The 24,355-nt window shown below is 60.4% G+C and carries 24 protein-coding genes; 10 read left to right on the plus strand and 14 right to left on the minus strand.

The features are described from left to right. The first annotated feature begins 342 nt into the window (after window positions 1-342). Window positions 343-1,551, plus strand: coding sequence for an ammonium transporter (locus tag FQ182_RS21900; RefSeq protein WP_149414151.1), 1,209 nt, complete (start codon window positions 343-345; stop codon window positions 1,549-1,551). Here FQ182_RS21900 and FQ182_RS21905 read toward each other — a convergent pair. Next, window positions 1,538-3,268 carry a monovalent cation:proton antiporter-2 (CPA2) family protein gene (locus FQ182_RS21905; RefSeq protein ID WP_149414150.1) on the minus strand — a complete coding sequence of 577 codons (1,731 nt, stop codon included), beginning with the start codon at window positions 3,266-3,268 and terminating at the stop codon, window positions 1,538-1,540. The genes FQ182_RS21900 and FQ182_RS21905 overlap by 14 nt on opposite strands. A 187-nt stretch (window positions 3,269-3,455) precedes the next feature. Between FQ182_RS21905 and FQ182_RS21910 the strand changes: the two genes are divergently transcribed. The 3 genes from FQ182_RS21910 (at window position 3,456) to FQ182_RS21920 (ending at window position 5,066) form a co-directional block, all read left to right on the plus strand. Continuing rightward, on the plus strand, window positions 3,456-3,692 hold the full coding sequence (locus tag FQ182_RS21910; RefSeq protein ID WP_133098828.1) for a glutaredoxin family protein: 237 nt from the start codon (window positions 3,456-3,458) through the stop codon (window positions 3,690-3,692). 75 nt (window positions 3,693-3,767) lie between these two features. After that, complete coding sequence (locus FQ182_RS21915) at window positions 3,768-4,103, plus strand: transcriptional regulator (RefSeq protein ID WP_149414149.1); 336 nt, start codon at window positions 3,768-3,770, stop codon at window positions 4,101-4,103. A gap of 72 nt (window positions 4,104-4,175) precedes the next feature. Continuing rightward, window positions 4,176-5,066 carry a pseudouridine synthase gene (locus tag FQ182_RS21920; protein WP_149414173.1) on the plus strand — a complete coding sequence of 297 codons (891 nt, stop codon included), beginning with the start codon at window positions 4,176-4,178 and terminating at the stop codon, window positions 5,064-5,066. Window positions 5,067-5,129: 63 nt separating this feature from the next. Here FQ182_RS21920 and FQ182_RS21925 read toward each other — a convergent pair whose 3' ends face one another. Both FQ182_RS21925 and mobA read right to left on the minus strand, forming a co-directional pair. After that, window positions 5,130-5,351, minus strand: a complete 222-nt coding sequence (locus FQ182_RS21925) for a YgdI/YgdR family lipoprotein (protein ID WP_133098826.1) — start codon at window positions 5,349-5,351, stop codon at window positions 5,130-5,132. Window positions 5,352-5,437: 86 nt separating this feature from the next. Continuing rightward, window positions 5,438-6,034: a molybdenum cofactor guanylyltransferase MobA gene (mobA, locus tag FQ182_RS21930; RefSeq protein WP_149414148.1), complete on the minus strand. Its 597-nt coding sequence runs from the start codon at window positions 6,032-6,034 to the stop codon at window positions 5,438-5,440. 76 nt (window positions 6,035-6,110) lie between these two features. Here mobA and moaB point away from each other — a divergent pair, with 76 nt between their 5' ends. From moaB to yegS, 3 genes are all read left to right on the plus strand, one after another. Next, window positions 6,111-6,650 (plus strand): molybdenum cofactor biosynthesis protein B, encoded by a 540-nt coding sequence (gene moaB, locus FQ182_RS21935; RefSeq protein ID WP_149414147.1) that lies wholly within the window; start codon window positions 6,111-6,113, stop codon window positions 6,648-6,650. Continuing rightward, a complete protein-coding gene (gene glp / locus FQ182_RS21940) occupies window positions 6,634-7,860 on the plus strand; it encodes a gephyrin-like molybdotransferase Glp (RefSeq protein ID WP_149414146.1) in 1,227 nt (408 codons plus the stop codon). Before moaB ends, glp begins: the two co-directional genes overlap by 17 nt. 87 nt (window positions 7,861-7,947) lie before the next feature. Beyond that, window positions 7,948-8,850: a lipid kinase YegS gene (yegS, locus tag FQ182_RS21945; RefSeq protein WP_149414145.1), complete on the plus strand. Its 903-nt coding sequence runs from the start codon at window positions 7,948-7,950 to the stop codon at window positions 8,848-8,850. Here yegS and FQ182_RS21950 read toward each other — a convergent pair. The 3 genes from FQ182_RS21950 to FQ182_RS21960 all read right to left on the minus strand — a co-directional run bounded on the left by FQ182_RS21950 (window position 8,834) and on the right by FQ182_RS21960 (window position 11,290). Then, window positions 8,834-9,493 carry a response regulator transcription factor gene (locus FQ182_RS21950; protein ID WP_149414144.1) on the minus strand — a complete coding sequence of 220 codons (660 nt, stop codon included), beginning with the start codon at window positions 9,491-9,493 and terminating at the stop codon, window positions 8,834-8,836. The two genes, yegS and FQ182_RS21950, sit on opposite strands and share 17 nt — an antisense overlap. Next, window positions 9,490-10,383, minus strand: a complete 894-nt coding sequence (locus tag FQ182_RS21955; protein WP_149414172.1) for a sensor histidine kinase — start codon at window positions 10,381-10,383, stop codon at window positions 9,490-9,492. Before FQ182_RS21955 ends, FQ182_RS21950 begins: the two co-directional genes overlap by 4 nt. Before the next feature lie 460 nt (window positions 10,384-10,843). Beyond that, a complete protein-coding gene (locus FQ182_RS21960) occupies window positions 10,844-11,290 on the minus strand; it encodes a hypothetical protein (RefSeq protein WP_149414171.1) in 447 nt (148 codons plus the stop codon). A gap of 553 nt (window positions 11,291-11,843) precedes the next feature. On the opposite strand from FQ182_RS21960, the gene FQ182_RS21965 reads away from it, so the two are divergent. Both FQ182_RS21965 and FQ182_RS21970 read left to right on the plus strand, forming a co-directional pair. Further along, window positions 11,844-12,779 carry a chemotaxis protein CheV gene (locus FQ182_RS21965; RefSeq protein WP_149414143.1) on the plus strand — a complete coding sequence of 312 codons (936 nt, stop codon included), beginning with the start codon at window positions 11,844-11,846 and terminating at the stop codon, window positions 12,777-12,779. A 62-nt stretch (window positions 12,780-12,841) separates the two neighbouring features. Beyond that, window positions 12,842-13,648, plus strand: coding sequence for an MOSC domain-containing protein (locus FQ182_RS21970; RefSeq protein ID WP_149414142.1), 807 nt, complete (start codon window positions 12,842-12,844; stop codon window positions 13,646-13,648). 68 nt (window positions 13,649-13,716) lie between these two features. Here FQ182_RS21970 and FQ182_RS21975 read toward each other — a convergent pair whose 3' ends face one another. The 8 genes from FQ182_RS21975 to FQ182_RS22010 all read right to left on the minus strand — a co-directional run bounded on the left by FQ182_RS21975 (window position 13,717) and on the right by FQ182_RS22010 (window position 23,552). After that, a complete protein-coding gene (locus FQ182_RS21975; protein ID WP_149414141.1) occupies window positions 13,717-14,001 on the minus strand; it encodes a pyrimidine/purine nucleoside phosphorylase in 285 nt (94 codons plus the stop codon). A gap of 47 nt (window positions 14,002-14,048) precedes the next feature. Continuing rightward, window positions 14,049-14,591, minus strand: a complete 543-nt coding sequence (locus FQ182_RS21980; RefSeq protein WP_149414140.1) for an exonuclease domain-containing protein — start codon at window positions 14,589-14,591, stop codon at window positions 14,049-14,051. Between the two features lie 71 nt (window positions 14,592-14,662). Then, the gene (locus FQ182_RS21985) at window positions 14,663-16,618 is read right to left on the minus strand and encodes an acetyl/propionyl/methylcrotonyl-CoA carboxylase subunit alpha (protein WP_149414139.1); all 1,956 of its coding nucleotides are present in this window, start codon (window positions 16,616-16,618) and stop codon (window positions 14,663-14,665) included. A gap of 633 nt (window positions 16,619-17,251) precedes the next feature. Continuing rightward, window positions 17,252-18,040 carry an enoyl-CoA hydratase/isomerase family protein gene (locus FQ182_RS21990; protein WP_218575102.1) on the minus strand — a complete coding sequence of 263 codons (789 nt, stop codon included), beginning with the start codon at window positions 18,038-18,040 and terminating at the stop codon, window positions 17,252-17,254. Beyond that, window positions 18,040-19,197 carry a citronellyl-CoA dehydrogenase gene (atuD, locus tag FQ182_RS21995; protein WP_149415269.1) on the minus strand — a complete coding sequence of 386 codons (1,158 nt, stop codon included), beginning with the start codon at window positions 19,195-19,197 and terminating at the stop codon, window positions 18,040-18,042. The genes FQ182_RS21990 and atuD overlap by 1 nt, the downstream gene beginning before the upstream one ends. A gap of 50 nt (window positions 19,198-19,247) precedes the next feature. Then, on the minus strand, window positions 19,248-20,864 hold the full coding sequence (gene atuC, locus FQ182_RS22000) for a geranyl-CoA carboxylase subunit beta (RefSeq protein ID WP_149415268.1): 1,617 nt from the start codon (window positions 20,862-20,864) through the stop codon (window positions 19,248-19,250). Between the two features lie 3 nt (window positions 20,865-20,867). Further along, window positions 20,868-21,755 carry an SDR family oxidoreductase gene (locus tag FQ182_RS22005; RefSeq protein WP_149415267.1) on the minus strand — a complete coding sequence of 296 codons (888 nt, stop codon included), beginning with the start codon at window positions 21,753-21,755 and terminating at the stop codon, window positions 20,868-20,870. 12 nt (window positions 21,756-21,767) lie between these two features. Further along, window positions 21,768-23,552, minus strand: coding sequence for an acyclic terpene utilization AtuA family protein (locus FQ182_RS22010; protein WP_149415266.1), 1,785 nt, complete (start codon window positions 23,550-23,552; stop codon window positions 21,768-21,770). 154 nt (window positions 23,553-23,706) lie between these two features. Between FQ182_RS22010 and FQ182_RS22015 the strand changes: the two genes are divergently transcribed. Further along, the gene (locus FQ182_RS22015; RefSeq protein ID WP_149415265.1) at window positions 23,707-24,330 is read left to right on the plus strand and encodes a TetR/AcrR family transcriptional regulator; all 624 of its coding nucleotides are present in this window, start codon (window positions 23,707-23,709) and stop codon (window positions 24,328-24,330) included. Window positions 24,331-24,355 lie beyond the last annotated feature (25 nt).

Below are 24,355 nucleotides of genomic sequence, written 5' to 3' on the forward strand. Positions count from 1 at the left end.
GTCGGGTGCTTTCGAGCTTATTGAAGCTTTTGGTTTCGAGTCATCGGCGTCAGTGAAGGTTCACTGCAAATGCCTGGTACAGCTTTTGCTTTGCCTTGGTGCGCAAACCTGTCGGTTTGCGCTGAATTTGGGCGGTTGTGGGCAAAGCCTTAAAAAACCTTACCCTAAATAACTAAAACTAGCGGAAAAACCAGGGAGTAATTGCCTTCTTCAACCCTCGCTGCGCTAAAGCGGTTCACGCCCTCTGAGGAGGGTGGTGCCAGCGGTACCAATTTAGTGCGCGAAATTAAGGCAACGAACTGCTTTGGTGCTTTTTCCTGAACTGCAGGCCTGCCAACCTCCATGGAAAATTTGCAAAGTGCGGTGGACACTCTGGTCCACAGCTCCAATACCCTGTTTATCCTGATCGGTGCGGTCATGGTGCTGGCCATGCACGCCGGCTTCGCCTTTCTCGAAGTCGGGACCGTGCGCCAGAAGAACCAGGTCAATGCACTGTCGAAAATCCTCAGTGACTTCGCCATCTCGACCCTGGCCTATTTCTTTATAGGCTATTGGATCTCCTATGGCGTCACCTTCATGCAACCAGCGGCGGTAATCAGTGCCGACCATGGTTATGGCCTGGTGAAGTTCTTTTTCCTGCTGACCTTCGCCGCTGCCATTCCAGCGATCATTTCCGGTGGCATTGCCGAACGTGCACGTTTTGCACCGCAGTTGTGCGCTACGGCGTTGATAGTGGCGTTTATCTACCCGTTTTTCGAGGGCATGGTCTGGAATGGCAATTACGGTCTGCAAGCCTGGTTGCTGGCCAGCTTCGGTGCCAGCTTCCATGATTTTGCCGGTTCCGTGGTGGTCCATGCCATGGGCGGTTGGCTGGCGCTGGCGGCGGTGCTGTTGCTGGGACCGCGTCAGGGCCGTTATCGGGACGGACGGCTGGTGGCGTTTGCGCCGTCGAGCATTCCGTTCCTGGCGTTGGGTTCGTGGATTCTGATTGTCGGTTGGTTCGGCTTTAACGTCATGAGCGCGCAAACCCTGACCGGGGTCAGCGGGCTGGTGGCGGTCAATTCGCTGATGGCAATGGTCGGCGGCACCGTGGCGGCGCTGGTGATAGGCCGCAATGACCCAGGCTTTTTGCACAATGGTCCGTTGGCCGGGCTGGTGGCGATTTGCGCCGGGTCGGACTTGATGCACCCGGTGGGCGCGCTGGTGACTGGCGTGGTGGCGGGGGGCCTGTTCGTCTGGTGCTTCATCGCCGCCCAGGGTCGCTGGAAAATTGATGATGTGCTGGGTGTCTGGCCGCTCCATGGGTTGTGCGGGGTGTGGGGCGGGATTGCCTGCGGCATTTTTGGTCAGAGCGCCTTGGGTGGGCTGGGTGGGGTGAGCCTGATCAGTCAGTTGATAGGCACCGCGTTGGGCGTGGTCGTGGCTCTGGCAGGCGGGTTCCTGGTGTACGGGGTGATCAAGCGCGTCTGCGGTTTGCGCTTGAGTCAGGAAGAGGAGTATTACGGCGCGGACTTGTCGATCCACAAAATTGGCGCCGTCAGTCAGGATTGATTGGCGCCTCCTGATTAGTGTCCGCGCCCTGATAAAAGCCGTGGAGCAAGTGGTAGCGGTTATGCCGCACTTCGTCGACACGGGCCTGCACCTGTTGGTCCGGCAACCCCAGCATGATCAACGCGTGAGACGCGAGCATCAGGCTGGACTCCAGCAGTTCGGGCACCACTTCACTGGCCCCGGCGGCTTTCAGTTCGGATAACTGGCTGTCGTCGCGGGTACGCACCAGGATTGGCACCCTGTGGTTGATTCGACGCGCCTCCTTGAGCACGGTCAATGCGACGTCGGTATTGTCCACTGCAATAACCACCAAGCGCGTTCGTTCAAGGCCGACGGCGCTGAGCAAGGCGCCCCGGCGACAATCGCCATAGTGCACGCTGGCGTCTTCTGTGGCGGCTTCCTGAACTCGGGCCGGGTCATCATCCAGTGCAATGAAGGCCAGTTGTTCGTGGCGTAAAAAACGCCCGATGGACCGCCCGACCCGGCCATAGCCGCAGATCAACACATGCCCTTGCAGCTCGGCATTGAGGGCCGTGATTTCTTCCAGCTGGACTTGCTGGTTAGGCTTGTGGTGCAGGCGCAGGGCGATGGCGGGAGCAGCCCGAAGCAGCAGTGGCGTCAGCAGCATCGAGCAGAATGTTGCCGCCAGCAGCAAGTCGCTGATCTCGTCGGGCAGCAGCCGGCTCAGCTGCATTTGCGCCATCAGGGCGAAGCAGAACTCACCGCCCTGGGCCAAGGCCAGGCCACTGCGCCAGGCGGTTTCGCTGTCGCTGCCACGCAGCTTAACCAGTAGCGCGACGACACCACCCTTGATCAGCATCAATGCCAGGGTCAGGCCGAGAATCAGCAGGCTGTGACTGACGAATAGCTGCAGGTCGATCAGCATACCGATGCTGACAAAAAACAGCCCCAGCAGAATGTCGCGAAACGGCCGGATGTCGGCTTCGATCTGGTGCCGATAGTGGCTTTCACCCAACAGCATGCCAGCGAGAAAAGCGCCGAGGGCAGGGGACAGGCCCAGCAAGTGCGTCAGCCATGCCGTGAGCAGCACAATCACCAACGCCAGCAGCACGAACAGTTCCGCGGAATGAGAGGCGGCCACTTCATGGAAGAGTCGGGGCAGCAACCAGCGGCTGGCGAGCAGCAGGCCAAGGAACAGCACCAGCGTCTTGCCCAGGGTCACGGGCAACGCCCAATACCAGGCGTGCTCACTGTTGCCGGCGAACACCGGCACCAGGGTCAGCAACAGCACCGCCACTATGTCCTGGAACAACAAGACACCAATGGCATTCTGGCCATGACTGCTGAAAATTTCGCCGAGGCTGGTCAGCTCCTTGCTGACGATGGCGGTCGACGACAAGGCCAATCCGGCGCCGAGCAACAGAGCGGCGGTGGGTGACAGTCCCCACAACGTCAGCAAGCCTCCCAGCAGCAGCCCGCAGCACAGCACTTGCAAGCTGCCCAGGCCAAACACCACCCGGCGCAGGGCGAGCATTTTCGACAGGGAAAACTCCAGGCCCAGGGAGAACAGCAGAAACACCACGCCCAATTCGGCCAGATCCGGCAGGTCTTCGCTGTCATTCACCCAGTCCAGGGCGGTAGGCCCTACGGCCAGGCCCACGCAGAGGTAACCGAGCACGGGCGGCAGTTGCAGCCGGCGAAACAGTGCAATGACTACCAAGGATGAGGCAAGAATGATCAGCAGGTTGGCAAACACAAACATCTCCGTCGAGGGACCAGGGCTATCGCTTGGAAAAAAGTCGTGAGAGTCGCTGAATCAGTTATAGGTCATGGTGATCTGGATCAGGTTTTTTTGGATGCGGCCGCAATAAGTACGGTCGACATCGACGATGTTTTTCCTGCGGTCTAGAATGGATGCCTATTCCTTGTCAGGTCCGTTCGTCATGCCTCCTGAATGCCAGTTATTCGGCACCCTGGGTTGCCATCTCTGTGAAGTTGCCGAAGCCGAAGTCATGCCGTTGGTCGAGCATGGGCTGCTGGTGGAACTGGTGGATATCGCCGATTCCGAAGCCCTGTTCGAAGCCTACGGCCTGCGTATTCCGGTGCTGCGCCGGGTGGACACGGGGGCCGAACTGGGTTGGCCGTTCGATACCGAACAGGTCGTGGCCTTTCTGTTCTAGCACTAATCCAATGGCGGGCTACCGATTATTCGGTTACTGTATGGTTGTACAGTGACTGAGTGAGAGGGAAAGCCCGTGGTGAATGTCGAACAACTGAAAAGCAGCGTCAATCGCATGTCCGCAGAGGTTGTGCGCGATGCGGTGAATGAGCTGCGCCTCGATGGGCTAGTCACGGAAGGCAAGACGCCGTTTAACAAAGTGCATTTCAATACCTGCTTTGCGGAAATCGAGGCACTTTTCCAGCGTGCCGGTTATCACAAGCAGTTGGATGTGGTCGGGTACCAGGGCTTGCTGTATGCGCTTTACGATCCGGGCCGCTGGGAGGCGGTGGATGTATTGCGCTGGCTCAAGGAGTTTACCGAGGCCGCCAGTACGTCGCCGGTATTGCGAGCGCAATTGGCCAAGGCTTGAGATCTTTCCTGGGCCTGATCCGGTTGAATGCAGGATAATGCTCGCCTGTACTTTCAGGCCTTGAGCGCACGCATGTCCGATTCCGGTTTTTCCGCTTCCCAGAACCAAGCCAGTACCTTGCACCTGCCTCCTGGCCCTTGGGCAACGGTTCTGGATTGCTTGTGCGAACATTTTCGAGCCATCAGCCGTGAGCAATGGCTGGATCGCATTGCTCGTGGCCGGGTACTTGATAGCAGCGGCACGCCGATTCCCCTGGATTTTTCGTACAAGGAAGGCCTTCGCATCCACTACTTTCGCGAAGTGCCGGACGAAAAACCAATTCCGGTACAGGAGAAGATCCTGTATGCCGACGAGCATTTGGTGGTGGCTGACAAGCCGCATTTCCTGCCCGTTACGCCCTCTGGTGAGTATGTCGAACAGACGCTGCTGCGGCGCCTGATTCGCCGTCTGGACAACCCTTCGCTGGTGCCGCTGCACCGCATTGATCGCCACACGGCCGGGTTGGTGCTGTTTTCCGTCAACCCGCAAAGCCGCTCGGCGTATCAACAGTTGTTTCCCACCCGCCAGATCGAAAAATTCTACGAAGCCATTGCGCCAGCTTTGCCTGGGGTGACATTTCCGCTGGTACACAAGAGCCGGCTAGTGGACGGCGAACCGTTCTTTCGCATGCAGGAAGGTCCCGGTGTGAGCAACACCGAAACAGCGGTCGAGGTGCGGGAAAAGAACGGTGACCTGTGGCGCTATGGGCTGTTTCCGGTGACCGGCAAGAAGCATCAGTTGCGGGTCCATATGACGGCGCTGGGGGCCAGTATCTGCAACGATCCGTTTTACCCCCAGGTTATCAAGGACGCCGAGGATGACTACGCCAACCCGCTTAAACTGCTGGCCCAAGGGGTGCGGTTCATTGATCCGGTGAGTGGGGTGGAGCGCCGCTTCAACAGTGAAATTACCCTTGCGTGGTAATTCCAGGTGCCAGACACGACAAAGCCCGCATCAAGCGGGCTTTGTCGTGGCGAGCGTTAAGACTTACAGGTCTTTAACGGTGCGAACCTGATCCTTGTTGATCCGGGTGCGCTTGCCATCAAGCTGCTGGAACTCGTAGAAACCCGAGTCCTGGTCGAATTTAGGGGTATCGACAGCCTGGATTTCGCGACCGTCATTCAGGGTGATCACTGTTGGCGAGGCGCAACCGGCAAGGGTAGCGAGGCCTAGTGCAAGCATGAGAGCGGCGATGGTCCGTTGAGTCATGAGTCTGTCTCCGAGAGAATGCTTTTTTGAGTACTGACCTTGTGACGTATAGAACGTACGCAAAGTTCCTTGTTCAAGGCCCATTCTTACACGCCGGGCGGGGTGTGCAGCAACTGCGGTGTATTGAAGTTGGCCAGGCGCGGATCATTTTCCGGACAAATCAGAGCCTGGGCTCCCAGTTGCAGCAGGATCTGCCGCGGGCTGCGCTCACCGGCCTGCCAGGCGCTTTCGATGTCTGCGCGCAGGCGTGTCGGTATGACGCAGAGCAAGGGTTCCCAGTAATCACCGTGGCGCAGCATCAGCGGAACCTGGGGATTTTGCTGCGCCTTCTCACGCATGTCGCTCAACAGTCCCGCGTCAATTTGCGGCACATCGCAGGGCAGTACCAGCAAGTGCTCATGGCGAGCGGCGGCCAGCCCGACGCGAATACCGGCCAACGGGCCAGGGAAGTCCGGGCTGTCGTCGCTTACCAACTGGTCTGCGTAGGGCGCGTACTGCGGCTGATTGCGGTTGCAGGAGATGATCAGGTCATCGGTCAGCGGGCGCACTAGTCGATGCAGGTGGGCAATCAACGGCTCCCCGCGCCAGTCGAGCAAACCCTTGTCCAGGCCGCCCATGCGCTGGCCGCGACCGCCGGCCAGCAGCAGGATCGAGCAAGGCAAGGGCGAAGAATTGAATGGCATGACGGCTCCGCTGCGGCAGTGAAATAGGGGGCTGTGATATAACATCGGACTGTTCCTTCGACAACCGGACCGAGCCATGAAAGCCAAGGCTGATGCGCCTTTCGTACCCCTGAACATCGCTGTTTTGACTGTCAGCGACACCCGCACCCTGCAAACCGATACCTCTGGCCAAGTCTTCGTTGACCGCCTGATTGCGGCTGGCCATCGTCTGGCCGAGCGGGTACTGCTCAAAGATGACTTGTACAAAATCCGTGCGCAAGTGGCCCATTGGATAGCCGAGGACGTGGTGCAAGTGGTGCTGATCACCGGCGGTACCGGCTTCACCGGCCGTGACAGCACACCGGAAGCCGTCAGTTGCCTGCTGGACAAGCAAGTGGATGGTTTCGGCGAGCTGTTCCGGCAAATATCCGTGGCCGATATCGGCACCTCCACCGTGCAGTCGCGCGCCCTGGCTGGCCTGGCCAATGGCACCTTGGTGTGCTGCCTACCGGGGTCCACCAACGCCGTACGCACTGGTTGGGATGGGATTCTCGCCGAGCAGCTGGACTCTCGTCACGGTCCGTGCAATTTCGTCCCGCACCTGAAACAGGCCGAGCCTTGTGAATCTCGTGGATAAGCCAGGCAAGACGGGCGCCTTGATGCCGGTAGAAGATGCCCTCGGGCGCTTGTTGACCATGGCCGAAGCCACCCCCATCCGCGAGCGGGAAAGTTTGCCGCTGGCCGAGTGCGACGGGCGCGTCCTGGCCCAGGCGTTGATTTCCACCCTTGACCTGCCGCCGTGGCCCAACAGCGCCATGGACGGCTACGCCCTGCGCCTGTCGGATTGGAGCGGCGAGCCTCTGGTGGTGAGCCAGCGTATTTTTGCCGGCCAGGTGCCGGAGCCGCTGGCGGCAGGCACCTGTGCGCGGATCTTCACGGGTGCCCCGGTGCCTGAAGGTGCGGATTGCGTCGAGATGCAGGAAAACGCCGAGGTCCACGTCGACCAGCGGGTGAGCTTTACCGAAGCCTTGCGCGCCGGGCAGAACATCCGCCCCCAAGGCCAAGAAACTACCGTTGGCGAACAGGTCTTGTCCGCTGGCACACGCATGGGGCCGATTGAATTGGGGCTGGCGGCGTCCCTGGGTTGTGCTCGGTTGGATGTGATACGGCGCGCTCGCGTAGCCGTGCTTTCCACCGGCGACGAATTGATCGAGCCCGGCCTGCCGCTGGGGCCGGGGCAGATTTACAACAGCAACCGTCGGGTGCTGTGTAGCTGGCTGGAGCGCCTCGGGTGCGAGGTGGTGGACGCCGGTATCTTGCCCGATGACCTGGAACAGACCCGCACTCGGCTGGGGGGGCTGGGGTCGGTCGACCTGATCCTGTCCACGGGCGGGGTTTCGGTGGGAGAAGCGGACTTCCTCGGCATCGCCTTGCGCGAAGAGGGCGAGTTGGCCCTGTGGAAGCTGGCGATCAAACCTGGCAAGCCGCTGACGTTTGGTCATTTTCGCGGCGTGCCGGTGATCGGTTTGCCGGGTAACCCGGCTTCCACGCTGGTGACTTTCGCCTTGCTGGCTCGGCCCTATCTGTTGCGTCGCCAGGGTGTAGAAGATGTGCAGCCACTGCGTTTCGACGTGCCAGTGGGGTTTGTCTGGCCCAAGCCGGGTAATCGTCGCGAGTACTTGCGCGGGCGCCTGGAGCACGGGCGAGCGATCATCTACCAGAACCAGAGTTCCGGTGTGCTGCGTAGTGCCGCCTGGGCCGAGGGGTTGGTAGAGGTGTTGGAAGGTACGACGCTGGCAGAGGGCGATCGAGTCAACTTTATCCCTTTGAGCGAGCTGTTGGTCTGATGAATTAATTCATCAGGCCAATGGCTTTTTCCCGTTGTTCAAGGTCCACATCCCTCATGACCCTTTGAACTGTAGGAGCCTCAACCCATGAGCAAGCCCAAGGCACTGTTGGTTCTGCACGGCAAGCAAGCCCTCAACGAGCAGGTGCGGGCGGCGGTGCAAGGTAAGCGCGAACAAGGCTGGGACCTGGCCGTGCGCGTGACCTGGGAGGGCGGGGATGCCCAGCGCCTGGTCGGCGAAGCGCTGGACGCTGGCTACACCCGGCTGATCGCCGGCGGCGGCGATGGCACATTGCGCGATGTCGCCCAAGCCATGGCCCAGGCCAAGACTGACGCCAGCCTGGTGCTGATGCCCCTGGGCACCGCCAATGATTTCGCCCGTGCCGCCGGCGTACCGCTGGAGCCCGATCAGGCCCTGAACCTGCTGGATGTCCCGGCCGTTGCCATCGACCTGGGCGAGGTCGGCGGGCAGGTTTTCCTGAACATGGCCACCGGCGGTTTTGGCAGCCAGGTCACCGCCAATACCTCCGAAGACCTGAAAAAGGTACTGGGTGGTGCGGCCTACCTGTTTACCGGCTTGTCGCGGTTCAGCGAATTGCACGCTGCCTACGGCGAGTTACAGGGCCCGGATTTCCATTGGCGGGGTGAGTTACTGGCCCTGGGTATCGGCAACGGTAGACAGGCCGGCGGTGGGCATGTGTTGTGCCCGCAAGCCATGGTCGATGATGGTTTGCTGGACATCAGTATCCTGCCGGCACCCCAGGAGGTGGTCGGTACCCTGCGCAATTTGATGACCGACGGCTGGGGCCTGGACAACCTATTTGTCCGCGCGCGCCTGCCGTGGGTGGAAATCAAGGTCGCCGAAGGGTTGGATATCAACCTGGACGGCGAACCGCTCAAGGGCGACGACCTGCGTTTCGCGGCATTGCCACGGGCATTGCGGGTGCACCTGCCGAAGGACTCGCCGGTGGTGTCTAGTCGTCCAGACTGATGATCTGTTCACGCACGGCAAATAGCACCAGGCCCGCCACATCGAAAATCTGCAAGCGCTTCATAATTTGCGAGCGGTGAGCCTCCACGGTCTTGATGCTCAAGCCCAGGCCATTGGCGATCTCTCGGGTGGACTTGCCGCGCACGATCAGCCGCAGGATTTCCAGCTGGCGCGCGGTCAGATTGTGGCGGTGAGCCGGGGTAGAGGCCTGGGCATGGTTGCGGATCAGCGCCTGGTTGATCACCGTGTGGGCGATGGCAGGGCTCAGGTAGCGTTCGTTGTTGCGCAGGGCCAGCAGCGCATGCTCAAGCTCATTGGCGGTGGTGTCCTTGAGCAGGTAGCCGTGGGCGCCTGCCTCCAGGGCGCACATGATCAACTCCGGATCGGTGTGCATCGACAGGATCAGCACTTTGCTCTTGGGATAGGCGCGCTTGAGTTGCTGCAGGGCATCCAGCCCGCTGGTGTGCTTCATCGACAGGTCCAGCAGGACGATATCGGGCTGCAGGGCGTCGAATTTCTCCAGCACTTGCGCACCATCATTGGCCTCGCCGATCACCGCGTAGCCGGGAATATCCAGCACCAGCGCGCGCACGCCGGCCCTGATCAACGCGTGGTCATCCACCAGGAGTAAGTTGCAGGTCACTCTAGAACCTTATGGGGGCTGGCCCGTTCGAGGGCGCGTGGCGCCCAGGGGAAAAGCGCTTCGATCCGGGTTCCTTTGCCTGGCTGGCTATTGACGGACAATGTGCCTCCCAGTTGATCAATCCGCTCAGACATGCCGGCCATACCCCGTTGTCCTTCCTGGCCAGGGTTGATGGCGGGCGAAAACCCCAGGCCGTCATCGCTGATAAACAGCGAAAGGCCTTGGGGCAGGCGTTGCAGGCGCACCAGCAGATTGCATGCCTGGGCGTGGCGCAGCATGTTGGTGACCGCTTCTTGGGTAATACGAAAGGCCGCGACGGCCATCTCTTCCGCAATGCCGGTCAACTGCTGCTGGCATTCCAGGCTCCAGCTCACCTTGGTATTTTCCAGGGTCTTGAGCAGGTGCGCCCGCAGGCTGGCCTCCAGGCCAAGACTGGCCAGTTGCCGGGGGTTGAGAATGGCGGAGACGTCCCGCACCTTGGTCAGGGTTTCGTTCAATGTGTTGCACAGCACCGCGCATTGGCCTTGCAACTCTTGCGGCAGGCGGCGCTTGAGCCATTCGCTTTGCAGCTTGGCGGCGGTCAATAATTGGCCGATATCGTCATGCAGCTCTCGGCTCAAGCGATGGCGTTCGTTTTTCTGGACTTGCAGCAGGCGGTCGGCCAGTTCCTGGGGCTGGAATTTTATCGACTTGCGCGAGCGCCAGCGTTGCAGGCCGGCGGCGACCAGGGTCGCCAGGTTGAGTATCAACAGCGCTATGGGCAACGGCTCGGAGTGGGCATAGACCCACAGGCTGACCAGCGTCGCGCAAGCGCAGAGGCCGAGTGTCATCCAGTGTGCATTGCTTCGGGACACGGACCTTGCGATGAGTGACTTGAGGCTGGCGTACATAGCGGATGGAGCCAATGGATGTTCGCTGCGGGGAGACCGGTCAAGGCGGCTGACTGGGCTCTGTTTGGAAAGCGCTACCGGGTCATGATCCCGATTCAACACCGGGTCGACAGGGTGTTGGCTTTGACGTTGGTTCGAGGTGCCTTTCAGGTTCTTGTGCATCATGAAGTTCAGCCACTTCGAGCGCGGCATAGTACCACTAACAATTACAGTTGGTCGCCTGGAGCGGTTATCGACGACGGCCGCGAATCCAGGGGCAAACTGGGTGTTAGTCCTATTAGTCCCAGAGGGAAAAAATTGTCTTATTAAAGCTATTTTGTATCGCTATTAGCGTTGCTGGCCTATTGATAGTTATTTCAATGAACACACGCCCGCGTGCTAGTTGTCTTTGTCATTTTTGGACCGGGCGGTAGTTGGACGCGACATCCGTTGGCAGGCGCGAATGAAAGGCGAAGAACACTCAGGATGCGTGCGGCAGGTGCTGTCGGGATTTATAGCCAAAGTCTTTTTGCGGGATCTGTTGGGTCGCCGTCGCAATCAGCGTGGTTTGTTCGCTTTCATCCAGGCTGAGCTTGCCGGTCTTGGCATCAACCAATTCCAGTTGCCAGGCCATCAGTGTCAGGCAGTCGTGCAGTGCCGAAAGTGCTTTGTCATGCAGTTGCATCGGGCTCTGGGCGTTACTGATCAGATCCTGGATATGACGGGAAAAATCGCTGATAGCCCCTAGCGTCATGGCGTCGGCCTTCTCAGCGAGCTTGATCAGGCTGTTTTTCATACAGTCGATGGCGTCGTTGTCGTTACGGATCAAATGCAGGTGGCTCAAGCATTCTTCAGACTTGGCCAGCAGCATTTCAGCCTCAAGAAGGAACTCGGGAAGTGCATTTTGCCACTCTTTACCGTCGTTCATCATGCAAGTCTCCACAACATACGGCCAGACGATGAGAAATCGTACCGAGGGAATGGCGTCAAGCTACCGCTGAAATATGACCAAAGTCTGTAGTTCGTTTCTAATTTTGCCGTAGTGCTTTTATCTAAATGATGGCCGTGGTGGCCAGTGTCCCTGTTTGTGGCGATATTCAGGGTCATTCGCTCAACTTCGGTTGCCAAGACATAAGTGCCTGGCAGGTCCGTGAGACGTGGGCTTGCGATAGCAAACAAAAGCCTGACTCCATTCATGCAATGAGAATGGCGTCACATTAATGGCTATTGGATATCGCGAATATCAGGTTGGACCTGATTGCAGCTAGGGGAATCCCTTATATGACGGAACTTCGCGGCGATTTGAGGGTCGCGCGACGTTGTTTGACTGCCCAGAGGAAAGGCAGGATCAGTAAAGCATGATGTCAGTGTGACATCAATGCGTTTGCGTGGCATTTTATCGGGGGTCAAGGTCCGGCGTTTACCGCCGATAACTTCATTCAGTAAGCAGAAAATCCTTCAGCGCAACCTAGGAGTCTTTAATGGCCGGCATTCTCGACACGGTAGATCAACGCACGCAATTGGTGGGTGAGAATCGCCTGGAGATCCTTATGTTTCGCCTGGCCGGGCGGCAGTTGTTCGCGATCAACGTGTTCAAGGTGCAGGAAGTGCTCCAGTTGCCCAAGCTGACCTTGATGCCCCAGCGCCATCCCTTTGTCTGCGGCGTCGTCAACCTGCGCGGCCAGACCCTGCCGGTGATTGACCTGTCCCAAGCCATCGGCATGCGCCCCCTGGTGCCGGGCCCCAACAGCACCATCATCGTCACCGAGTACAACCGTTCGGTACAGGCGTTCCTGGTGGGCGGTGTGGACCGCATCGTCAACATGAACTGGGAAGCCATCCTGCCACCACCGGCCAGCGCTGGGCGCGAGCATTACCTGACCGCTATCAGCAAGGTCGATGACCAGTTGGTGGAAATCATCGACGTCGAAAAAGTCCTGGCGGAGATCGTGCCTTACAACGCCAAGGTCTCCCGGGAGAAGCTGCAGGACCCGGTTCTGGAGCGGGCCCGCGGCCGCGAAGTGCTGCTGGTGGACGATTCCAACGTGGCCCTGTCGCAACTGCGTGACACCTTGGGGCAGTTGGGAGTGAAGATGCACATCGCCAGCGACGGCCTCAAGGCCCTGAAAATGCTCAAGGGCTGGGCGGACAGCGGCCAGGTGATGACCGACAAGCTGCTGATGATCTTCACCGACGCCGAAATGCCCGAGATGGACGGCTACCGCCTGACCACCGAGATTCGCAACGACCCGCGCCTGCGCAGTCTGTATGTGGTGTTGCACACCTCTTTGTCCGGCAGCTTCAACGATTCAATGGTGAAGAAGGTCGGCTGCGACAACTTCCTCTCCAAATTCCAGCCGGACAAACTGGTGGACGTGGTTCGCCAGCGCCTGATGCTCGATGAAGTGCCAGCCTGACCTTTGATTCCCGGGCCACCCTCGTATAGGGTGACGTTTTTGCCCATCAGGAAAGTAGGCTCATGCTGCGTCTCAGCGCGTTGTATCGGTACCCATTAAAGTCCGGCAAGGGTGAAACCTTGCCCCATATCAGCCTGGATAAACTCGGGCTGGAAGGGGATCGACGCTGGATGCTGGTGGATGAAGCCAGCGGGCGCTTCCTGACCCAGCGGGCTGTCGCGCAGATGAGCCAGTTATCGGCCTTGTGGAACGGGCAGGGCGGGCTGACCTTGAGCGCGGCGGGTTCCCCTACTCTGGAAGTAGCGCTGCCTGGCGCTGACGCGCAACTGCGCGGCGTCACTATCTGGCGCGACACGCTGCGTGTGCCGGATGCTGGCGCCGAGGCGGCCGCGTGGGTCAGTGACTTTATCGGCAAACCCACGCGCCTGGTTCAGGTGCCGCTGGAACGTGCGCGGACCACGGCAGCCGGTTATGGCAAGGATGATGACCAGGTGGCGTTCGCCGATGGCTTCCCGCTGTTGCTGATCGGCCAGGCATCCCTGGACGACCTGTCGCAACGGATCGGCCGGCCGATGGAGATGCTGCGTTTTCGCCCCAACCTGGTGATTGAAGGCAGCGAGCCCTTCGCCGAAGACGGCTGGAAGCGGGTGCGTATTGGCGATGTGGAGTTTCGCGTGGTCAAGTCCTGCTCGCGCTGCATCCTTACCACCATCGACCCTCAGACCGGTGAGCGCAGTGCCGACCGCGAACCTTTGGCCACGCTCAAGACTTACCGCGAGCAGGAGGGCGACATCATGTTCGGCCAGAACCTGGTCAACGACGGCGCTGGTCGCCTGGAAGTCGGCATGCCGGTGACGATTCTGGAGTAACAGGCGCCGGAATGAAAAATGCCCGTCTCTCACGAGACGGGCATTTTTTTGAACGTTGGCTTTGTGTTTTAACCGCGGTATTCACACAGGTAAGCGGTGTCCACTTCGACTTTAAGCTGGAACTTGCTGTTGGCCGGTATATGGAACTGGCTGCCGGCGGCGAAAGTTTCCCAGTTGCTGCTGTCCGGCAGCTTGACGCTCAGCGCGCCCGACACCACGTGCATGATTTCCCGCTGGGCGGTGCCGAATTCGTATTCGCCCGCAGCCATAACGCCTATGGTTGCCGGACCTTCTGCGGTGCCGAAAGCGATCGACTTGACGGTTCCGTCGAAGTACTCGTTGACTTTAAACATGGGCGAATCCTCGAAAAAGGGTCAAGAAAGGTCGGCCAGTATGCCTTCTACACGGGCAAAATCAACGGCAGCAGGCGCGCCGTATTGCGCGCATCTTCCAGTGCCCGGTGTTGTTGGCCATTGAACTGCATGCCCGCCAGTTGCAACGCGCCGTTGAGCCCCAGCGGCTTGTCCAGGCGTCGGGCCTTGGCGAAGTGCTGCTTGAGGTTCACATGGGGCGTGTGCTCCAAGGCACTGCTCAGACCCTGCTGTTGCCAGGCCAGTTGCAGTTGCTGGCGATCATAGTCGCCCCAGCTGGCCCAACCTTCCAGGCGCGCCTGATGCTGGCCCAGCCAGCGTTCGAACAGCGGCCAGACCTCGCTCAAGGGCGCGGCGCCATCGATATTGGCCTGGCTGATGTGGGTCAGCTTGCGGCAGAACGGCGTCAATAAAGGCCGACGTTGCGGGCGCACGAAACGCTGGAAGTGATCCAGTTCGCGGCCCTGGCGGTTGACCAGGCTCACGCCGATTTCGATGATTTCCATCTCCGTCACGGGCCAGCCGCCTTCATCCGTTGTGGCTTCAAGATCAATAATCAGCCAATGAGGCATCGCAGATTCCCGTACTCTTCCCGTCCTGATGGGGATAGAGCGTAGCCAAGCCTGGTAGTTCCGCCCAGCGGTTACTCGATCTCCAGTAAAACCTGGCGATTGCGCACCTGATCGCCGGCCGATACCTGAATTCGCTTGATCACACCGTCGATGCCGGCTTTGAGTGGGTGTTCCATTTTCATTGCTTCGAGCACCAGCAACAGTTGGCCTTTGCTCACCCAATCACCTTCGTGTACCTGCACCTCGACGATGGCGCCATCCATCGGCGCCTTCACCGTGCCGCTGCTTGCCGGGGCTTCACGGCTGGCAACGGTTTGGGTGCGGTTGCTTACACACAGGCTGCCAGTTGCGCCAGACAACCACAGTTGCGTGCCGTCCAGATGGTAGGCGATGCGCCGGCGGATGCCATTGAGCGACACAGTGGCCCATCGTCCGTCGCTGCTCAGGTCGCGTATTTCGATGGCCTGCTGATCGACTTCTACCTGCAGCAAATTGTCCGCCAGTACGCTGAGGCTAACCGGCCGGACTTCATCCTGTACGGCCAGGCGGTAGGCCCAGGGCACGCTTGCGTTGTTGCGCCAACTCGATAGCTCGTTGCGATGGGCGCTGGCGCTGTGCTGATACAACAGCGCGGCAGCCAGGCCCAGTTCCTCACCGGTTGCCGTGGGCGGTGTCAGGCTGGGGTCATGGCTGAAATGTTCGGGGATAAAACCGGTACTGAAGTCACCGGCTACAAACTGTGGGTGCTTGAGCAGGTTGGCCAACAGCCGCTGATTGCTGGCAACCCCTAGCAGTACGCAATCTTCCACCGCGCGCAGCAGCTTGCGCCGCGCTTCTTCGCGGGTGGCGCCGTGGGCAATGATCTTGCCCAGCATTGGGTCGTAGAACGGGCTGATCTGCTGGCCCTCACGCAAGCCATGATCAATCCGCACACCGGCTGCCGGTTCCCAACGCAGCACATCGCCGGTCTGCGGTAGAAAGTCCTGGGCCGGGTCTTCGGCATACAGGCGCACTTCCATGGCATGGCCGGTCAGAGTGACTTGGTCCTGGCGCAAGGGCAGGGGCTGGCCAGCGGCGATTTTTAATTGCCAATCCACCAGGTCCAGGCCGGTGATCAGTTCGGTCACCGGGTGCTCCACTTGCAGGCGGGTGTTCATTTCCAGGAAGTAAAACTGCCCGCTTTTGTCCAGCAGGAACTCGACGGTGCCGGCGCCGACATAATTCACCGCGCGCCCTGCCTTGAGCGCCGCTTCGCCCATGGCCTGGCGCAACTTGACGGTCATGACCGGGCAGGGCGCTTCTTCGATGACTTTCTGGTGACGGCGCTGGATCGAACAATCACGCTCGCCCAGATAGATCAGGTTGCCCGAGGTATCGCCGAACAACTGGACCTCGACATGGCGCGGCTCGATCAACGCCTGTTCCAGAATCAGCTCGGCGCTGCCAAAGGCATTTAGGGCTTCGGAACGTGCGGTGCGCAGTTGCTCCAACAAGTGGTCGGCGCTGTGCACCAGGCGCATGCCGCGTCCGCCACCGCCGGCGCTGGCCTTGATCATCAGCGGGTAGCCGATGCGATCTGCCTCGCGTTGCAGTGTGAGGTCATCCTGCTCGGCCCCTTGGTAACCGGCGATGCACGGTACACCGGCGGCCAGCATGGCGATTTTCGACAGGCGCTTGCTGCCCATCAGTTCGATGGCTTCGGCGCTGGGGCCGATGAAGATCAGGCCGGCATTCAGGCAGGCGCTGGCGAACTCGGGGTTTTCCGAGAGGAAGCCGTAGCCGGGGTGGATCGCGTCGGCGCCTGTGCGGTGTGCAGCGTCGAGGATGGCGGGGATGTTCAGGTAGGAGTGTTGCACCGGGGGCGGGCCGATATTGACGGCTTCGTCGGCCATCTGGACGTGCAGGGCGTTGGCGTCGGCGTCGCTGTAGATCGCGACGGTGCGGTAGCCCAGGGATTGGGCGGTGCGCTGGATGCGGCAGGCGATTTCGCCGCGGTTGGCGATGAGAATTTTGGTGAATTTTGGCATGAGGGGGCCCCTGATTTATTGAGTACATATCCGTTGTTGCGGTAACGGCGGCTTAGGGTTACGCCCTTACGGCGTGTCACTTTTGAAAAGAGCCCAAAAGTAACCAAAAAGCTCTTGCCCCACCACTTGGTGCCTCGCTGTGGCTCGGCATGCCTTCTCTGCGGCATTGCTCCGTGGGCCGCCGCGATGGGCCATCCCTGGCCCAGCGCGGCTAAACCGGCGTCCTGCCGGTTTACCCACGGATCAATGCCTGCGTTCAGCCATCGTGGTTAACGGGGCGCCTTAGATCAAAAGCAAAAGCACGGCGGCCTGGTAGCCGACCTGAGTGGTGAGAAGCAAGAGCGGATTCACTGCCACCTGTAGGAGCGAGGGGGACGCCTAGTTCTTGCTCGCGATGGTCGTTAACGATGACACGGGCTTCCTGGATGAGCGCGGTGCCCTCAGGTTCTTCGCGAGCAAGAACTAGGCGTCCCCCTCGCTCCTACAGAAAAGCAGATGAGGGCACGCCGAGCCTAGGCGAGGCGCTAATGAGATGGTTACTTTCGTCTGGGCCGGCATTCCGGCTTTTCGAAAGTGACACCCCGTAAGGGCGTAACCCTAAGCCGCCGTTACCGCAGCAACGGATATGTACACTCATCTATTCCACCGAGGCTTGCGCTTTTGCACAAAGGCCTGAGTCCCCTCAATCCCTTCCTCACCCGTCACCGCCTCGGCAAACCACTCCGCCGCCTGGTCCAGCAACGCCTCCATCGGCTGCTCCAAACTGGCTAGCAGCAGAGCCTTGGTCCGCGCATTAGCCCCTGGCGCACACCGCAATACCTGCCCCAACACCTCGTCCAGCCGCTCAGCCAACGCCTGGGCATCGTGTTCAACAAAATGCACCAACCCCAGTCGCTCAGCCTCAACCCCATCAAACCGCGCAGCCGTCAAAGCCAAGCGCCGTGCCTGAGTCAACCCAATGCGCTTGACCACAAACGGCGCAATCTGCGCGGGCAGCAGGCCGAGGCTGGTTTCCGGCAAGCCGAACTGCGCCTGGTGATCGGCAATGGCGATGTCACTGACACAGGCCAAACCAAACCCACCCCCCAGCACCGCGCCTTGCAACACTACGATCACCACCTGTGGCAACCCTTCGACTTCCTGCAACAGCGTACCGAATGCGCGGTTCAGATCCCGCAAAGCACTGCGCGAGCCTGCGCCGATCATGTCCTTCACGTCACCACCAGCCGAGAAATGCCCATCAGCGCCACTGATGACCAGCGCCCGCACCTGGCTGTTACTGGCCACGGCTGCCAATACTGCGCGCAGTTCGCCGACCATCTGCAAACTCATGGCATTGCGGCTTTGCGGGCGATTAAGGGTAACGTGCAGCACGCCGTTGTGAGGTTCCAGCAACAGCGTTTCGCAAGCGGGCAGGCTGATCATGGTTTTTTCCCCGGCAGCGTACCCATCAGCTTGCAGATGATCCCCAGCATGATTTCATCGGCGCCGCCGCCGATCGACACCAGCCGCACATCGCGATAGGCACGGGCCACGGGGTTGTCCCACATAAAGCCCATGCCGCCCCAATATTGCAGGCAGCTGTCGCTGACTTCCCGGCCCAGGCGCCCGGCCTTGAGCTTGGCCATGGAGGCCAGGCGCGTCACGTCCTGGCCTTTGATGTATTGCTCGGTGGCCTGGTAGACCAGCGCCCGCAGGCATTCGATTTCGGTGGCAAGCTCCGCCAGGCGAAAGTGAATTACCTGGTTGTCGATCAGCGCCTTGCCGAAGGTCTTGCGCTCCTTGCAGTACTCGATGGTGCTGTCGATGCAGTACTCCAGGCCCTTGATCATATTGGCGGCGCCGAACAGCCTTTCTTCCTGGAACTGCAGCATCTGCATCATGAAGCCCGCGCCTTCATGGCCGATGCGGTTGCGCTGGGGCACGCGCACGTCATCGAAAAACACCTGGGCGGTTTGCGAACTGTGCATGCCGAGCTTTTCCAGGTCCGGGCTGACACTGATGCCCGCAGTGTTCATGGGCACCATGATCAGCGACTTGTTGATGTGCGGTTTGTCGTCGGAAGTGTTGGCCAACAGGCAGATAAAATCAGCGCTCGGCGAGTTAGTGATCCACATCTTGCTGCCGTTGATCACGTAGTCGTCGCCGTCCTTGCGGGCATGGGTTTTCAGCCCGGCGACGTCGGAACCGGCGCCGGTTTCCGAAACGCCGATACAGCCCACTTGTTCGCCGCTGATGGCCGGGCGCAGGAACTCGTCGCGTAACTCATCGGAGCCGAAGCGGGCCAGGGCCGGGGTGCACATGTCAGTCTGCACGCCGATGGACATGGGGATGCCACCGCAGCGAATGGTGCCGAACGCTTCGGCGGCGACAATCGAGTAGCTGTAGTCCAGACCCATGCCGCCGAATTTTTCCGGTTTGGAAATACCCAATAGGCCGAGGTCGCCGGCCTTGCGGAAAATCTCGTGGATCGGGAAGCGTCCGGCCTTTTCCCATTCATCGACGTGAGGGTTGATCTCGCGCTCGACAAAACTATGGACGGTGCGACGCAGTTCTTCGTGTTCCTGGGTGAAGATCATTTTTATTGTGCTCCCTGTCGTGACGCAAAGCGCCACGGGCGAAATAATGATTAAAACCGCGCCACACCAAAGCTGTTGGGCTGCAACTGCCGCACCTGGGCTTCATGGCAAATATCCAACAGAAGCCCAAGCAAGGTGCGGGTATCCCGTGGATCAATCAGCCCGTCGTCCCACAGGTTGGCACTGCCATAAAGCGCCGTGGACTGGCTGTCGAGTTTCTGTGCGGTGACCTGTTCGAGCATGTCGAGCACCTTGGGGTCGGGCACCAGGCCGTCCTTGAGTTGTTTGGCCTCGGTGACAATGCGCAGCACCTTGCCCGCCTGGGCGCCGCCCATCACCGCGGTGCGGCTATTGGGCCAGGCGAAGATAAAGCGCGGGTCCAGGCCACGGCCGCACATCGCGTAGTTGCCGGCGCCATAGGAGCCGCCGACGACGATGGTCAGTTTCGGGACTTGAGCATTGGCTACCGCCTGGATCATCTTCGCGCCGTGCTTGATCACGCCTTGTTGCTCCGATTCAGTGCCAACCATAAAACCGGTGGTGTTGTGGAAGAACAGTAGCGGCGTCTGGCTCTGGTCACACAGCTGGATAAACTGCGCCGCCTTGCTCGCGCCCTTGGGGGTGATCGGGCCGTTGTTGCCGATAAAACCGCAGGCGCGGCCCTGGATCTGCAAGTGGCCGCACACCGTGTGGGGATCGAACTCACCCTTGAATTCGAGGAAGTTGGAAGCGTCCGCCACCCGCGCAATGATTTCGCGAACGTCGTAGGGTTTTTTCGGATCATCGGGGATCAGGCCCAACAGTTCCTCCACCGGATACAACGGCTCGGCATAGGGCCGCGCCGGCGTGACGGGTAGCCGATCATCCCAGGGCAACAGGCTGACAATCTCCCGAACGATGCGCACACCGTCGGCGTCGTTTTCGGCCAGGTATTCGGCGGTGCCGGCGATTTGTGCGTGCATCTGGGCGCCGCCCAACTCTTCATCGGTGGCCACCTCGCCGGTAGCTGCCTTGAGCAACGGTGGGCCGGCGAGAAACAGCTTGGCCTTGCCACGCACCACTACTACGTAATCCGAAAGCCCCGGCTGATAAGCGCCACCTGCCGTAGCCGAGCCGTGAACCACGGTAATTTGCGGCAGGCCCATGGCCGACATCCGCGCCTGGTTGGCGAAACTGCGGGCGCCCTCGACGAAGATCTCTGCCGCGTAATTGAGGTTGGCGCCGCCGCTTTCCGCCAGGGTCACTATCGGCAACTTGTTCTCCATGGCGATCTGCTGCAGGCGCAGGGATTTTTTCAGGCCGCTGGGGGAAATGGTTCCACCCTTGATCGCGCTGTTGTTGGCCACCACCAGCATGCGTACGCCTGAGACAAAACCAATCCCGGCAATCAGCCCGCCTCCGGCCTGGCTGCCGTCCTTGTCATCGTGCAGTTTGTAGCCGGCAAGGCTAGCCAGTTCGAGAAATGGCGCACCCGGATCGAGCAACAGGTTAAGGCGCTCACGGGGCAGCAGTTGCCCGCGCTTGTCGAATTTTGGCTTGGCCTCCAGGGCCTTGCTCAGCAGGTTTTGCTCCAGTTGGCGCAGGTGGTGGAGGGTCGTGAGCATGACTTCGCGGTTCTGGGCAAACGGCGGGCTGTGGACGTCGAGTTGCGAGTCGATCACCGGCATGGCTTATTTCTCCTCCTTGAGCACATCTGGCAGATACGCCCGGTGAAATCCGTTAAAGGGTGCGCTCGAAGGGTGCGCCTTGTGCAGCGGCCAGGCACGGCTGCCCAGGCTGGCGGCGCCGTCGATGCGCAAGGTGCTGCCGCTGATGAAGGCGGCGGCGGGGCTGAGCAGAAACACTATCGCCGCACTGACTTCCGACTCGGTGCCGATGCGTTTGAGGGGCACGTGTTCGCGTAAGGTCGGGATCACGGCCTTGAACGCGCCTTCGTAAGTGTCCATGCCGCTTGAGGCAATCCAGCCTGGTGCCACGGCGTTGACCCGCACCCCGGCGTAACCCCATTCGAAGGCGGCGGTCTTGGTGAAATTGTCCATGCCTGAACGCGCCGCACCGGAGTGGCCCATGCCCGGCATACCGCCCCACATGTCGGCGAGCATGTTGACGATGGCGCCGCCTTTTGTTCCCAAGGAAGGCTTGCTCATGGATTGGTTGAACACTTCCCGCGCCATCAGGAACCCGCCGACGAGGTTGGTGCGCAACACGGTTTCAAAGCCTTTCTGATTGATCGATGCCAGGGGCGAGGGGTATTGGCCGCCAGCGTTATTCACCAGGCCGTGGATCGCGCCGTGCTCCTGGATCAGTTGGCTGACCAAGGCTTTGACGGCTTCCTCATCGCGAATATCGCAGGCCTGCCAACTGGCGCGGCCGCCGTCTTCGGTAATTTCCGCCGCGACCTTTTGCAGCTTCTCGGGCTTGCGACCCACGAGGATCACATGGGCGCCGAGGGCCGCCAGCTCATGGGCGGTGCAACGGCCAATGCCGCTGCCGCCACCGGTGACGATAATGGTCTGCCCCTGGAACAGATCGGCTTTGAAGATCGAGTCGAAGGCCACGGCGTGCGTCCTCTAGTTAAGTTGATCAGCGATGTGTTGCGGCACCGCAATGGGTATCTCCAGCAGTTGCTGGGCGAAGGCCTTACCTTGGGGATCGATGCGCAGGCTGGCAATCCCGCCGCCGCCCAGGGCGTTCTCCAGGAGGAAGTTGAGGCTGTGGCTGCCGGGCAAATACCAGCGCTCCACGCGGCCGTGAATCGGATCGAGTACGTGGCTCATCCAGTCGACGATGACCGCAGGCGTCAGCGCCTCGGCGATCCACGGCAGGTATTCGGGCTGGCGGGCGATCACGCCGATGTTGCTGTGGTTGCCCTTGTCGCCGGAACGGGCCACGGCCAGTTTCACCAAAGGCACGCTGGCGTCGGCGCAGCCCTGGGGTTTGGGTGGGTCGAGAGGGACGGGCAGGGCTTGGGTGTTCAGCGGTGCGCTTTTCGGGAGGTCGCAAGAGTGACGTTCGCCGAGAAAGTCGATCGAAAGCGTACAGGCGGATTTGTCGATCAAGAACGAGAACAGCCGAATTAACGGATACACCGTTGGCCGGCCGCCGACGATGCCGGTCAATCCCGGTGCCATGCCGGTGGCTGCCTGGGCGATCTCCCGGGCGAACAGCACCAGGGCTTGTTTGCCTGGGTGACGGACCGCCAGCTTCACCACCACTTCCCGGCAGTCCTGGCGTTGGCCGTGGGCGCCGTAGGTGGCTTCGCTGCCCAGCAGCTCAATACTGACGTCGGTATAAGGAGCCCAGCCGCGCTGGCTGAACAACTGCGAGGTCTTGTTGATGATCGCCTGGCTGACCCGTTCGGCCTTGGCCACCGCATCGATGCCGGCGATCAGGCAACTGGCGGTGCAGCGAAAACCGTCCGGGTAGGTGGCGCTGACCTTGTACTGGTCGGTGGGCGGCATGCCTTTGGCGCCGTGCAGCCGCACGCAGTTTTTGCCTTGCTGTTGGAGTTTGACCTGGCTGAAATCGCAGATCACGTCGGGCAACAGATAGGCGCGTGGGTCGCCGATCTCGTAGAGCAATTGTTCGCTGACGCTAAGCTCGCTGATCAGCCCGCCCGAGCCTTGGGCTTTATTGACGGTGAACTGGCCATCGGCGCTGACTTCGACGATGGGGAAGCCGATGTGCTCGTAATCCGGCACATCACGCCAATCGGTGAAATTACCGCCGGTACACTGGGCACCGCATTCGATGATATGCCCGGCCAGCGCGGCCTGGGCCAGGTGATCGTAATCCTGCCAGGACCAGTTGAACTCATGCACCAGCGCCGCGCTGACCACGGCGCTATCGACCACGCGGCCGGTGATGACAATATCGGCGCCCAGCTTTAACGCCTCGACGATGCCTGGTGCGCCGAGGTAGGCATTGGTGGAGACGCACATCGCCGGCAATGGCGCGCCGCTGAACATGTCGCTGATGCCGCGCAGGTGTTTGAAGGTGGGTTGCAGGTCATCGCCCAGCAGCACGGCGATCTTCAACGGGATCTGCGCCTGATCGCAGGCGGCCTGCAACGCGGCGGCGCAGGCTTGGGGATTGATACCACCGGCGTTGCTGATCACGCGGATGCCCTGGCGCTGGATATCCGCCAACAAGGGTGTAAGGACTTCAACAAAGTCTGTGGCGTAGCCGGCCTGGGGATCTTTCATCCGTGCCCCGGCGAGGATCGACATGGTGACTTCCGCCAGGTAGTCGAACACCAGATAGTCCAGCGCGCCGCCGTGCACCAGTTGCGCGGCAGCGGTGCAGGTGTCGCCCCAGAAGGCACTGGCGCAGCCGATACGAACGGTCTTGTTCATGAGAAGTCCTTCTCTGAAATCGCTGGGCTGAGACTACCAAGCAAGCGCTTGGTTTGTAAACTCTGCTCGCAACTTTCGCCCAAGCGCTTGCTTGGGTGGCTGTCACGGCCTAAATTGCCGGCCATGACGCCATAAAGTAGTTGAGGAGAGCAGCATGGATGAGCAAAAAGCCCTGCGGGTAATGCGCACCATGGTCGACGGCGGGCAATTGACCGACCCCGACAGTGCCAGGGGCAAGTTGCTGCAAACGGCGGCTCACCTGTTTCGCAACAAGGGTTTTGAGCGCACCACGGTGCGTGACCTGGCCAGCGCGGTGGGTATTCAGTCCGGCAGTATCTTTCATCACTTCAAGAGCAAGGATGAAATCCTGCGGGCGGTAATGGAAGAAACCATCCACTACAACACGGCCATGATGCGCGCGTCCCTGGCCGAGGCCCGCGATGTTCGCGAGCGAGTGCTGGCGCTGATTCGCTGCGAACTGCAGTCGATCATGGGCGGCAGTGGCGAGGCGATGGCGGTGCTGGTGTACGAGTGGCGTTCGCTGTCAGCCGAAGGGCAGGCCCAGGTGCTGGCGTTGCGCGATGTCTACGAAGACATCTGGTTGCAGGTGCTGGGCGAGGCCAAGCAGGCGGGCTATATCAAGGGCGATGTGTTTATCACACGGCGTTTTCTCACGGGTGCCTTGTCCTGGACCAATACGTGGTTCCGTGCCCAGGGCAGCATGACCCTGGAGCAACTGGCAGACGAAGCGCTGCTGTTGGTGCTCAAGGCTGACTAGAAAAGTTACGCAAGCTATTAATTGT

Source organism: Pseudomonas sp. ANT_H4 (genome assembly GCF_008369295.1).
Taxonomy (GTDB): domain Bacteria; phylum Pseudomonadota; class Gammaproteobacteria; order Pseudomonadales; family Pseudomonadaceae; genus Aquipseudomonas.

Excerpts from the sequence above, each read along its gene's own strand:
- moaB (WP_149414147.1), top strand. The coding sequence starts at position 6,111 with ATGAAAGCCAAGGCTGATGCGCCTTTCGTACCCCTGAACATCGCTGTT.
- FQ182_RS21900 (WP_149414151.1), top strand. The coding sequence starts at position 343 with ATGGAAAATTTGCAAAGTGCGGTGGACACTCTGGTCCACAGCTCCAAT.
- atuC (WP_149415268.1), bottom strand. The coding sequence starts at position 20,864 with ATGCCGGTGATCGACTCGCAACTCGACGTCCACAGCCCGCCGTTTGCC.
- FQ182_RS21920 (WP_149414173.1), top strand. The coding sequence starts at position 4,176 with ATGTCCGATTCCGGTTTTTCCGCTTCCCAGAACCAAGCCAGTACCTTG.
- FQ182_RS21985 (WP_149414139.1), bottom strand. The coding sequence starts at position 16,618 with ATGCCAAAATTCACCAAAATTCTCATCGCCAACCGCGGCGAAATCGCC.
- FQ182_RS21910 (WP_133098828.1), top strand. The coding sequence starts at position 3,456 with ATGCCTCCTGAATGCCAGTTATTCGGCACCCTGGGTTGCCATCTCTGT.
- atuD (WP_149415269.1), bottom strand. The coding sequence starts at position 19,197 with ATGATCTTCACCCAGGAACACGAAGAACTGCGTCGCACCGTCCATAGT.
- FQ182_RS21980 (WP_149414140.1), bottom strand. The coding sequence starts at position 14,591 with ATGCCTCATTGGCTGATTATTGATCTTGAAGCCACAACGGATGAAGGC.
- yegS (WP_149414145.1), top strand. The coding sequence starts at position 7,948 with ATGAGCAAGCCCAAGGCACTGTTGGTTCTGCACGGCAAGCAAGCCCTC.
- FQ182_RS21975 (WP_149414141.1), bottom strand. The coding sequence starts at position 14,001 with ATGTTTAAAGTCAACGAGTACTTCGACGGAACCGTCAAGTCGATCGCT.
- FQ182_RS21925 (WP_133098826.1), bottom strand. The coding sequence starts at position 5,351 with ATGACTCAACGGACCATCGCCGCTCTCATGCTTGCACTAGGCCTCGCT.
- FQ182_RS21965 (WP_149414143.1), top strand. The coding sequence starts at position 11,844 with ATGGCCGGCATTCTCGACACGGTAGATCAACGCACGCAATTGGTGGGT.
- FQ182_RS21970 (WP_149414142.1), top strand. The coding sequence starts at position 12,842 with ATGCTGCGTCTCAGCGCGTTGTATCGGTACCCATTAAAGTCCGGCAAG.
- mobA (WP_149414148.1), bottom strand. The coding sequence starts at position 6,034 with ATGCCATTCAATTCTTCGCCCTTGCCTTGCTCGATCCTGCTGCTGGCC.
- FQ182_RS22010 (WP_149415266.1), bottom strand. The coding sequence starts at position 23,552 with ATGAACAAGACCGTTCGTATCGGCTGCGCCAGTGCCTTCTGGGGCGAC.
- FQ182_RS21955 (WP_149414172.1), bottom strand. The coding sequence starts at position 10,383 with ATGTACGCCAGCCTCAAGTCACTCATCGCAAGGTCCGTGTCCCGAAGC.
- FQ182_RS22015 (WP_149415265.1), top strand. The coding sequence starts at position 23,707 with ATGGATGAGCAAAAAGCCCTGCGGGTAATGCGCACCATGGTCGACGGC.
- FQ182_RS21960 (WP_149414171.1), bottom strand. The coding sequence starts at position 11,290 with ATGAACGACGGTAAAGAGTGGCAAAATGCACTTCCCGAGTTCCTTCTT.